Below are 10,120 nucleotides of genomic sequence, written 5' to 3' on the forward strand. Positions count from 1 at the left end.
GTCCGCCCGCAGCGGTTGTCGCGTCAACGAACAGTCAGTCGGCGTGAGACCCCATCGCGACGTTCCGAGGACGGACACCCCCCGACACGGCCCCGACCCCCCACCCACGCAAGGCGCTACGCGCCCTCCGTCAACCCCGCCACCAGCTCATCAGCCGCCCGATAAGGATCCAGCTCCCCGGCCACGATCCGCTCGGCCAGCGCCCCCAGCCGCCGGTCGCCGTGCAGATCCCCGATCCGCTCCCGCAGCGCCGTCACAGCGATCGTCTCGACCTCACGGGCAGCCCGCGCGGCCCTCCGCTCCGCCAGCACCCCCCGCTCCTCCATCCAGGCCCGGTGCTTCTCCAGCGCCTCGACGACCTCGTCCATGCCCTCCCCGCGCGCGGCGACCGTCTTCACGATCGGCGGTCGCCAGTCACCCGGCCCCCGGGACTCCCCGAGCCCCAGCATGTGGTTCAGCTCGCGAGCCGTCGCATCGGCCCCGTCCCGGTCGGCCTTGTTCACGACGTACACGTCACCGATCTCCAGGATCCCGGCCTTGGCCGCCTGAATACCGTCCCCCATCCCCGGCGCCAGCAGCACCACGGACGTGTCCGCCTGCGAGGCGATCTCGACCTCGGACTGCCCGACCCCCACCGTCTCGACGAGGATCACGTCACAGCCCGCCGCGTCCAGCACCCGAATGGCCTGCGGCGCCGCCCACGCGAGCCCGCCCAGATGCCCCCGCGTCGCCATCGAACGGATGTACACCCCGGGATCCGACGCGTGGTCCGACATCCGCACCCGGTCCCCGAGCAGGGCCCCGCCCGAGAACGGGGACGACGGGTCGACGGCGAGCACGCCGACCCGCTTCCCCTGCTTGCGATACGCCGTCACCAGCGCCGACGTGGACGTGGACTTGCCGACTCCGGGCGACCCGGTCAGCCCCACCACGTACGCCCCGCCCGTCAGCGGCGCCAGCGCCGCCATGACCTCCCGCAGCTGCGGGGACGCCCCCTCCACCAGGGAGATCAACCGGGCCACGGCCCGCGGCCGGCCCTCCCTGGCCTGGGCGACCAGCGTGGAGACGTCCTGCATCACAGCTCCGTTCATGTCCTGAGGGCGAAGGCGAAGGCGAAGCGCCGAAAAACCGCCGCTCAGCCCTTCGGTACCCGCACGATCAGCGCGTCACCCTGACCACCGCCACCGCACAGCGCCGCCGCACCCACGCCACCACCCCGCCGCTTCAGCTCCAGCGCCAGGTGCAGCACGAGACGTGCGCCGGACATCCCGATCGGGTGCCCCAGGGCGATCGCGCCGCCGTTGACGTTCACCTTTTCGGTGGACACCCCGAGGTCCTTCATCGACTGCACGGCCACCGCCGCGAACGCCTCGTTGATCTCGACGAGATCGAGATCCTCGACGCCCAGCCCCTCCTTCTTCAGCGCGTGCAGGATCGCGTTGGACGGCTGGGACTGCAGCGAGTTGTCCGGCCCGGCCACGTTCCCGTGGGCGCCGATCTCGGCGATCCACTCCAGGCCCAGCTCCTGCGCCTTGGCCTTGCTCATCACCACGACGGCCGCCGCACCGTCGGAGATCTGCGACGCCGAACCGGCGGTGATCGTGCCGTCCTTGGCGAACGCCGGACGCAGCTTCCCGAGGGACTCGGCGGTGGTGTCGCCCCGGATCCCCTCGTCCTTGCTGAACAGCACCGGGTCGCCCTTGCGCTGCGGGATCTCGACGGGCGTGATCTCGGCGTCGAACAGGCCGTTCTTCTGCGCGGCGGCGGCCCGCTGGTGCGACTGCGCGGCGATCTCGTCCTGCTCGGCCCGGCCGATGCCCAGCCGGGTGTTGTGCTTCTCCGTCGACTCGCCCATGGCGACGTTCTCGAAGGAGTCGGTGAGCCCGTCGTACGCCATGGCGTCGATCATCTCGACGGCGCCGTACTTGAAGCCCTCACGGGACTTGGGCAGCAGGTGCGGGGCGTTGGTCATGGACTCCTGACCGCCCGCGACGACCACGTCGAACTCACCCGCTCGGATGAGCTGGTCGGCGAGCGCGATCGCGTCGAGGCCGGACAGACACACCTTGTTGATGGTCAGCGCCGGCACGTTCATCGGGATGCCGGCCTTGACCGCGGCCTGGCGTGCCGGGATCTGCCCCGCCCCGGCCTGGAGCACCTGCCCCATGATCACGTACTGCACCTGGTCGCCGCCGATCCCCGCACGGTCGAGGGCGGCCTTGATCGCGAAGCCGCCGAGGTCGGCCCCGGAGAAGGACTTGAGCGATCCGAGCAACCGTCCCATGGGCGTACGCGCGCCCGCGACGATCACCGAGCCGGCCGCTCCAGAAGTTCCAGAAGACATGAGCTGCGATCCCCTTACCGGCTGCACAGCCGAGGAGTGAACGAGGGTTTACTTCGAATGTACTGAGTGGCACTCCGTGCCGTCATCGGGCCGTCGGTGTGATCGCGCGCACGTTGCGTAACCACCTCCGGAGCGCTGCACTGAATTCATGCTGACGCGAATCGACCACATCGGAATCGCCTGTTTCGACCTCGACAAGACCGTCGAGTTCTACCGTGCCACCTACGGCTTCGAGGTGTTCCACTCCGAGGTCAACGAGGAGCAGGGCGTGCGCGAGGCCATGCTCAAGATCAACGATACGTCCGACGGCGGCGCCTCGTACCTGCAGCTTCTCGAACCCACCCGCCCGGACTCCACCGTCGCGAAGTGGCTCGACAAGAACGGCGAGGGCGTCCACCACATCGCTTTCGGTACGGCGGATGTGGACGGGGACGCCGCGGAGATCAAGGACAAGGGCGTACGCGTGCTGTACGAAGAGCCGCGACGCGGTTCCATGGGGTCACGGATCACCTTCCTGCACCCCAAGGACTGTCATGGCGTACTGACAGAACTGGTCACTTCGGCGCCTGTTGAGTCACCTGAGCACTGACCCTCGTACATAAGGGCCGGTAGGGTTGGGTGCGGTCACCGCTCAGTCTGCGGCGACCGCATTCCGGGGTCCGGGTTTCGGGGGACGAGCGTCGGGGCAGCAGCCCATGCTCCGCCGATGATCTGACACCATTCCCCGGGGGCCCCGTTCGGCGGTTGGACGGAGCTCGTTTGGAGAGAGTTGCGACCAGGGGACGGATGGGACCGCGCAGTGCGGGGCTACGAGAGCCAGGAGCGAGAGCCGGCGGCTGACGTCGACCACCTCTCTCGGTTCGAAGCCGAGATGAAGCGGCTGAAGACCGAGCGGGAAAAGGCGATCCAGCACGCCGAGGACCTCGGCTACCAGGTCGAGGTGCTGCGTGCGAAGCTGCACGAGGCACGGCGCACCATCATGTCCCGGCCCTCCTTCGAGGGGGGCGACATCGGCTGGCAGGCCGAGCAGTTGCTGCGCAACGCTCAGATGCAGGCCGACCAGATCCGGACGGACGCCGACCGTGAGCTGAGCGAGGCGCGGGCGCAGACCCAGCGGATCCTCCAGGAGCACGCCGAGCAGGCGGCCCGGCTCCAGTCGGAGCTGCACCAGGAGGCGGTGACCCGCCGCCAGCAGCTCGACCAGGAACTGGCGGAGCGCCGCCAGACGGTCGAGTCGCACGTCAACGAGAACGTGGCCTGGGCCGAGCAGCTGCGGGCCCGTACCGAGCAGCAGGCCCGGCGCCTGCTGGAGGAGTCCCGGGCCGAGGCCGAGCAGGCCATGGCCACGGCCCGCGCGGAGGCCGAGCGGCTGGCCGACGAGGCCCGGCAGCGGCTGACGAGCGCGGCCGAGGAGGCCCGGGCCGAGGCCGAGCAGATCCTTCGGCGTGCCCGCACGGACGCCGAGCGGCTGCTGAACGCCGCTTCCTCGCAGGCCCAGGAGGCCACGGACCACGCCGAGCAGCTGCGGACGTCCACCGCCACCGAGTCGGAGTCCGCGCGCCGTGAGGCCACGGAGCTGAGCAAGGCCGCCGAGCAGCGGATGGCCGAGGCCGAGGAGGCGCTGCGCAAGGCGCAGGCCGAGGCGGAGAAGCTGGTCACGGAGGCCAAGGAGGCCGCCGCCAAGGCCCTGTCGAGTGCCGAGTCCGCGAACGAGACGCGGACGCGCACCGCCCGGGAGCAGGTCGCCCGGCTGGTCGAGGAGGCCACGAAGGAGGCCGAGAACGCCAAGTCCGAGGCCGAGCAGCTCGTCGCCGACGCCCGCGCCGAGGCCGAGAAGATCGTCGCGGAGGCCTCGGAGAAGGCCCGTACGTCCACCGCCGAGGAGACCGCGACCCAGCTGTCCAAGGCGGCCAGGACCGCCGAGGAGGTCCTCAACAAGGCGTCCGAGGACGCCAAGAAGACCACCAAGGCCGCGGCCGAGGAGGCCGAGCGGATCCGCTCGGAGGCCGAGGCCGAGGCGGACCGGCTGCGCGCCGAGGCGCACGACATCGCCGAGCAGCTCAAGGGCACGGCGAAGGACGACACCAAGGAGTACCGCGCCAAGACGGTCGAGCTGCAGGAGGAGGCCCGCCGGCTGCGGGGCGACGCCGAGCAGCTGCGGGCGGACGCCGTCGAGGAGGGCGAGAAGATCCGCGCCGAGGCCCGCAAGGAGGCCGTGGCGCAGATCGAGGAGGCGGCGAGGTCCGCCGAGGAGCTGCTCGCCAAGGCCAAGGCGGACGCGGACGAGCTGCGCACGAACGCCCAGGGTGACAGCGAGAAGGTCCGCACCGAGGCCATCGAGCGGGCGACGACCCTGCGCCGGCAGGCCGAGGAGACCCTGCAGCGCACCCGGCAGGAGGCCGAGCGGCACCGCGAGGAGGTCATCGAGCAGGCCGAAAGCCTCAAGGCGGAGGCCGAGCGCGCGGCGGTGGAGCTGCACGAGGAGACCGAGCGCGCCATAGAGGCTCGCCGCGCGGAGGCCGCCGAGGAGCTGACGCGGCTCCAGACGGAGGCTGAGGAGCGGCTGACGGCCGCCGAGCAGGCGCTGTCGGACGCCCGTGAGGAGGCGGCGCGGATCCGCCGGGAGGCCGCCGAGGAGAACGAGCGGCTGCGCGAGGAGGCCGCCGAGCGGATCCGTACGCTCCGGCAGCAGGCCGAGACGGAGGCCGAGCGGCTGCGCGACGAGGCCGCTGCCGACGCGTCCGCCTCGCGTGCCGAGGGCGAGGCCGTCGCCGTACGGCTGCGCTCGGAGGCTTCGAACGAGGCCGAGCGGCTGAAGTCGGAGGCGCAGGAGAGCGCCGATCGGATGCGCGCGGAGGCCCAGGCCGCCGCCGAGCGCATCGGCACGGAGGCGTCCGAGACGCTGGCCGCCGCCCAGGAGGAGGCCAACCGCCGGCGCCGCGAGGCCGAGGAGCTTCTCGGCAGCGCCCGGCAGGAGGCCGACCAGGAGCGCGAGCGGGCCCGCGAGCAGAGCGAGGAGCTGCTGGCCTCGGCGCGCAAGCGCGTGGAGGAGGCGCAGGCCGAGGCCGTACGGCTGGTCGAGGAAGCCGACCGGCGGGCCACGGAGATGGTGTCGGCCGCCGAGCAGCACGCCCAGCAGGTACGGGACTCCGTCGCGGGGCTGCACGAGCAGGCCCAGGACGAGATCGCCGGGCTGCGCAGCGCCGCCGAGCACGTCGCGGACCGGACGCGGCGCGAGGCTCAGGAGGAGGCGGACCGGGTCCGTACCGACGCCTACGCGGAGCGGGAGCGGGCGAGCGAGGACGCCGGCCGGCTGCGGCGCGAGGCGCACGAGGAGACCGAGGCCGCCAAGGCGCTCGCCGAGCGCACGATGTCCGAGGCGATCACGGAGGCGGAGCGCATCCGCGCGGAGGTCGCCGAGCACGCCCAGCGGGCGCGCACGGAGGCGTCGGACGCCATCGCCGAGGCCGAGCAGAACGCCTCGCGCACCCGGGCGGACGCCCGTGAGGACGCCAACCGCATCCGGTCGGACGCGGCGACTCAGGCGGACACCCTCATCACCGAGGCGCGCAACGAGGCGGAGCGGCTCACCACCGAGACGGTCGCGGAGACGGACCGGCTGCGGATGGAGACGGTCGCCGAGGCCGAGCGGGTCCGCACCGAATCGCTGAACGAGGCCGAGCGGGTCCGGTCCGAGGCGGTCGCCAAGGCCGACCAGCTGGTCGGGGAGGCCACCGGCGAGGCGGAGCGGCTGCGGGCCGAGGCCGCCGAGACGGTCGGCTCGGCGCAGCAGCACGCCGAGCGGGTGCGCAGCGAGGCCGGGCGGGTCAAGGCCGACGCGGAGGCGGAGGCGGAGCGGCTCGTCGCCACCGCGCGCGAGGAGGCCGACCGCACCCTGGACGAGGCCCGCAAGGACGCCAACAAGCGGCGCTCCGAGGCGGCCGAGCAGGTCGACAAGCTCATCACGGAGACCACGGCCGAGGCCGACAAGCTGCTGAGCGAGGCGCAGCAGCAGGCGCACAAGACCACCGCGGAGGCCGAGTCGCAGGCCGACACGATGGTGGGCGCGGCCCGCACGGAGGCCGACCGGCTGGTGTCCGAGGCCACGGTCGAGGGCAACTCGCTGGTGGAGAAGGCCCGCACGGACGCGGACGAGCTGCTGGTCGGCGCGCGTCGGGACGCCACGCAGATCAGGGAGCGCGCCGAGGAGCTGCGCGACCGCATCACGGGTGAGATCGAGGAGCTGCACGAGCGGGCCCGCCGGGAGTCGGCCGAGACGATGAAGTCGGCGGGCGACCGCTGCGACGCGCTCGTCAAGGCCGCCGAGGAGCAGCTCGCCAAGGCGCAGGCGAAGTCGAAGGAGATCGTCTCGGAGGCCAACTCCGAGGCGGGCAAGGTCCGTATCGCCGCGGTGAAGAAGGCCGAGGGGCTGCTCAAGGAGGCCGAGCAGAAGAAGTCCACGCTGGTCCGGGAGGCCGAGGAGCTCAAGGCCGAGGCGATCCGCGAGGCCAAGCGCACGGTCGAGGAGGGCAAGCGCGAGCTGGAGGTCCTGGTCCGCCGCCGCGAGGACATCAACGCGGAGATCTCCCGGGTCCAGGACGTCCTGGAGGCGCTGGAGTCCTTCGAGGCCCCGGCCGGTGGCAAGGACAACGGGGTCAAGGCGGGCGCGACGGTCGGCGCACCCCGTTCGGGTGGCAAGTCCTCGGAGAGCTAGGGCGTTCGGGCGGCCCGTGACACCCTGGGCGGGAGGCCGATTCCGGGGCCATCCGGGGGCTTTGACCAAGTTTTGGCAAGCCCTCTGCGGCTCAGCCACCCAAAAGGGGTCTCATTTTCCAGATCAAACGCGCATCCGCTCGATGACACACCGTTTCGGCCCCTAGGATTCCACCTATCACCTCACCGGTCTCATTCGACAGGAACCCCATGAGCGACACTTCCCCCTACGGCTTCGAGCTTGTGCGGCGTGGATACGACCGCGCTCAGGTGGACGAACGTATCTCCAAGCTCGTCTCCGACCGTGACAGCGCTCTCGCCCGCATCACCGCTCTGGAAAAGCGCATCGAAGAGCTCCACCTCGAGACGCAGAACGCCCAGGCCCAGGTCACCGACGCCGAGCCGTCGTACGCGGGTCTCGGTGCGCGGGTGGAGAAGATTCTCCGCCTCGCCGAGGAAGAGGCGAAGGACCTGCGCGAGGAGGCCCGGCGCGCGGCCGAGCAGCACCGTGAGCTCGCCGAGTCGGCGGCCCAGCAGGTGCGCAACGACGCCGAGGCGTACTCCGCGGATCGCAAGGCCAAGGCCGAGGACGAGGGCCTGCGGATCGTCGAGAAGGCCAAGAGTGACGCCTCCCAGCTGCGTTCCGAGGCGCAGAAGGACGCGCAGTCCAAGCGTGAGGAGGCGGACGCCCTCTTCGAGGAGACCCGCGCCAAGGCCGCGCAGGCCGCCGCGGACTTCGAGACGAACCTCGCCAAGCGCCGCGAGCAGTCCGAGCGCGACCTGGCGTCGCGTCAGGCCAAGGCCGAGAAGCGCCTCGCCGAGATCGAGCACCGCGCCGAGCAGCTGCGCCTGGAGGCGGAGAAGCTGCGCACGGACGCCGAGCGCCGCGCCCGCCAGACGGTGGAGACGGCTCAGCGCCAGGCCGAGGACATCGTGGCCGACGCCAACGCCAAGGCCGACCGCATCCGTTCGGAATCCGAGCGCGAGCTGGCCGCCCTCACCAACCGCCGCGACAGCATCAACGCCCAGCTGACGAACGTCCGCGAGATGCTCGCGACGCTGACGGGCGCCGCGGTGGCCGCCGCCGGTACGCCGGCCGAGGACGAGCCGATCTCCCGTGGGGTCCCGGCCCAGCAGTCCCGGTAACACGCGGGCATACGGAGCCTGAATCTCCGCAAAGCCCTCTGCCGCTCGGGTGGCAGAGGGCTTTGTCGCGTTCTAGCGTGGCGGCATGATTGAGCTCGAGGGGCTGACCAAGCGTTACGGCGAGAAGGTGGCGGTCAACAACCTGTCCTTCACTGTCAGACCAGGTATCGTCACCGGCTTTCTCGGGCCCAACGGCGCGGGGAAGTCCACGACCATGCGGATGATCCTCGGCCTCGACCACCCCACCGCCGGCGACGTCCGTATCGACGGCAAGCACTACCAGCAGCTCAAGGATCCGCTGACGTACATCGGCGCCCTGCTGGAGGCCAAGGCCTGGCACGGCGGGCGCACCGCCTACAACCACCTGCTGTGTCTCGCGCAGAGCAATGGCATTCCGCGCGGCCGGGTGGGTGAAGTACTGGAGACGGTCGGGCTGACGGCGGTCGCGAAGAAGAAGACCAAGGGCTTCTCGATGGGCATGGGGCAGCGGCTCGGTATCGCGGCCGCACTGCTCGGCGACCCTCGGATCCTGATGTTCGACGAGCCGGTCAACGGCCTCGACCCCGAGGGCATCCACTGGATCCGCACCCTGATGAAGTCGCTGGCCGCGCAGGGCCGGACCGTGTTCGTCTCCTCCCATCTGATGAGCGAGATGGCCCTGACGGCCGAGCACCTCGTCGTCATCGGCCAGGGGCGGCTGCTCGCGGACACCTCCATGGCCGACTTCATCGCGCGCAACTCACGGTCGTACGTCCGGGTCCGCAGCCCGCAGCGGGAGCGGCTGCTCGATGTGCTGCATCAGGCCGGGATCGTGGCCGTGGAGAGCGGCGAGGGGGTGCTCGAGGTGGACGGCGGCAAGGCCGAGCACGTCGGTGAGCTGGCGGCGCAGCACGGGCTGACGCTGCACGAGCTGAGCCCGCAACAGGCCTCGCTGGAGGAGGCTTTCATGCAGCTGACCGCGGAGTCGGTGGAGTACCACGCACACAGCGAGACAAGCCCGCAGCCGCCACAGCAGCAGCAGTGGGGCGACGGCTGGAAGAGGGGCTGAGCATGGCTACGACCCAGGTCGTACGGTCGGAGTGGACCAAGATCCGGTCAGTGGCGTCCACGGTGTGGACGCTCTCGCTCGTGGTGGTCGTGACGGTCGCCCTCGGCATGCTGATCTCGGCGCTGTCGAAGAACGAGTTCGACAGCATGAACGCGCGGGACCGGGCTGAGTTCGATCCGACGTTCATCAGTTTCGCGGGGATGAGCCTCGGCCAGCTCGCGATGATCGTGTTCGGCGTGCTGGTGGTGTCGAACGAGTACAGCACCGGCATGATCCGTACCTCGCTGGCCGCCGTGCCGCAGCGCGGCTCCTTCCTGTTCAGCAAGATCGCGGTGGCGAGCGGCCTCGCCCTGCTGGTCGGGCTCGTCACCAGCTTCGCCGCGTTCTTCCTGGGGCAGGCGATGCTCGGCGGGCACCGGGCGGAGATCGGGGACACGGGTGTACTGCGGGCCGTGTTCGGCGGTGGCCTCTACATGGCCCTGATCGCGATGTTCTCCATGGGCGTCGCCGCGATGCTGCGCTCGCCGATGCTGTCGCTGGGCATCCTGATGCCGTTCTTCTTCCTGATCTCCAACATCCTCGGCAATGTGGACGCGACGAAGAAGGTCGGCCAGTTCCTGCCCGACCAGGCCGGCAGCAAGATCATGCAGGTGGTCACGCCGATCGACGACGACACCCCGTACGGGCCCTGGGGCGGCCTCGGGATCATGGGGCTGTGGGTGCTCGTCGCCCTGATCGGCGGGTACGTGCTGCTGAAGAAGCGCGACGCCTAGCTGTATTGATCACGAGCGTTGTTAACGCCAGACGGGCTTGATCACGGCGAAGGCCTCCGTGTGTGGTGGAGGTGTCGAATCTTCACCGCACGGAGG

At 70.8% G+C, this 10,120-nt stretch carries 7 protein-coding genes; 5 read left to right on the forward strand and 2 right to left on the reverse strand.

Annotated features, from left to right (window positions below; translation table 11 throughout):
- Positions 1-116: 116 nt before the first annotated feature.
- Both meaB and ACFZBT_RS40500 read right to left on the reverse strand, forming a co-directional pair.
- The gene (gene meaB, locus ACFZBT_RS40495; protein ID WP_391115546.1) at positions 117-1,076 is read right to left on the reverse strand and encodes a methylmalonyl Co-A mutase-associated GTPase MeaB; all 960 of its coding nucleotides are present in this window, start codon (positions 1,074-1,076) and stop codon (positions 117-119) included.
- A gap of 59 nt (positions 1,077-1,135) precedes the next feature.
- The gene (locus ACFZBT_RS40500) at positions 1,136-2,344 is read right to left on the reverse strand and encodes an acetyl-CoA C-acyltransferase (protein WP_391115532.1); all 1,209 of its coding nucleotides are present in this window, start codon (positions 2,342-2,344) and stop codon (positions 1,136-1,138) included.
- A 148-nt stretch (positions 2,345-2,492) separates the two neighbouring features.
- On the opposite strand from ACFZBT_RS40500, the gene mce reads away from it, so the two are divergent.
- The 5 genes from mce to ACFZBT_RS40525 all read left to right on the forward strand — a co-directional run bounded on the left by mce (position 2,493) and on the right by ACFZBT_RS40525 (position 10,024).
- Positions 2,493-2,933, forward strand: coding sequence for a methylmalonyl-CoA epimerase (gene mce, locus ACFZBT_RS40505; protein WP_391115535.1), 441 nt, complete (start codon positions 2,493-2,495; stop codon positions 2,931-2,933).
- Positions 2,934-3,143: 210 nt separating this feature from the next.
- Complete coding sequence (gene scy, locus ACFZBT_RS40510) at positions 3,144-7,058, forward strand: polarized growth protein Scy (RefSeq protein WP_391115538.1); 3,915 nt, start codon at positions 3,144-3,146, stop codon at positions 7,056-7,058.
- Between the two features lie 209 nt (positions 7,059-7,267).
- The gene (locus tag ACFZBT_RS40515; protein WP_193480907.1) at positions 7,268-8,203 is read left to right on the forward strand and encodes a cellulose-binding protein; all 936 of its coding nucleotides are present in this window, start codon (positions 7,268-7,270) and stop codon (positions 8,201-8,203) included.
- Between the two features lie 85 nt (positions 8,204-8,288).
- Positions 8,289-9,251 (forward strand): ATP-binding cassette domain-containing protein, encoded by a 963-nt coding sequence (locus ACFZBT_RS40520; RefSeq protein ID WP_391115542.1) that lies wholly within the window; start codon positions 8,289-8,291, stop codon positions 9,249-9,251.
- Positions 9,252-9,253: 2 nt separating this feature from the next.
- Positions 9,254-10,024, forward strand: a complete 771-nt coding sequence (locus tag ACFZBT_RS40525) for an ABC transporter permease (RefSeq protein WP_391115544.1) — start codon at positions 9,254-9,256, stop codon at positions 10,022-10,024.
- The last annotated feature ends 96 nt before the right edge of the window (positions 10,025-10,120 follow it).

Source organism: Streptomyces sp. NPDC008137 (assembly GCF_042957035.1).
Taxonomy (GTDB): domain Bacteria; phylum Actinomycetota; class Actinomycetes; order Streptomycetales; family Streptomycetaceae; genus Streptomyces.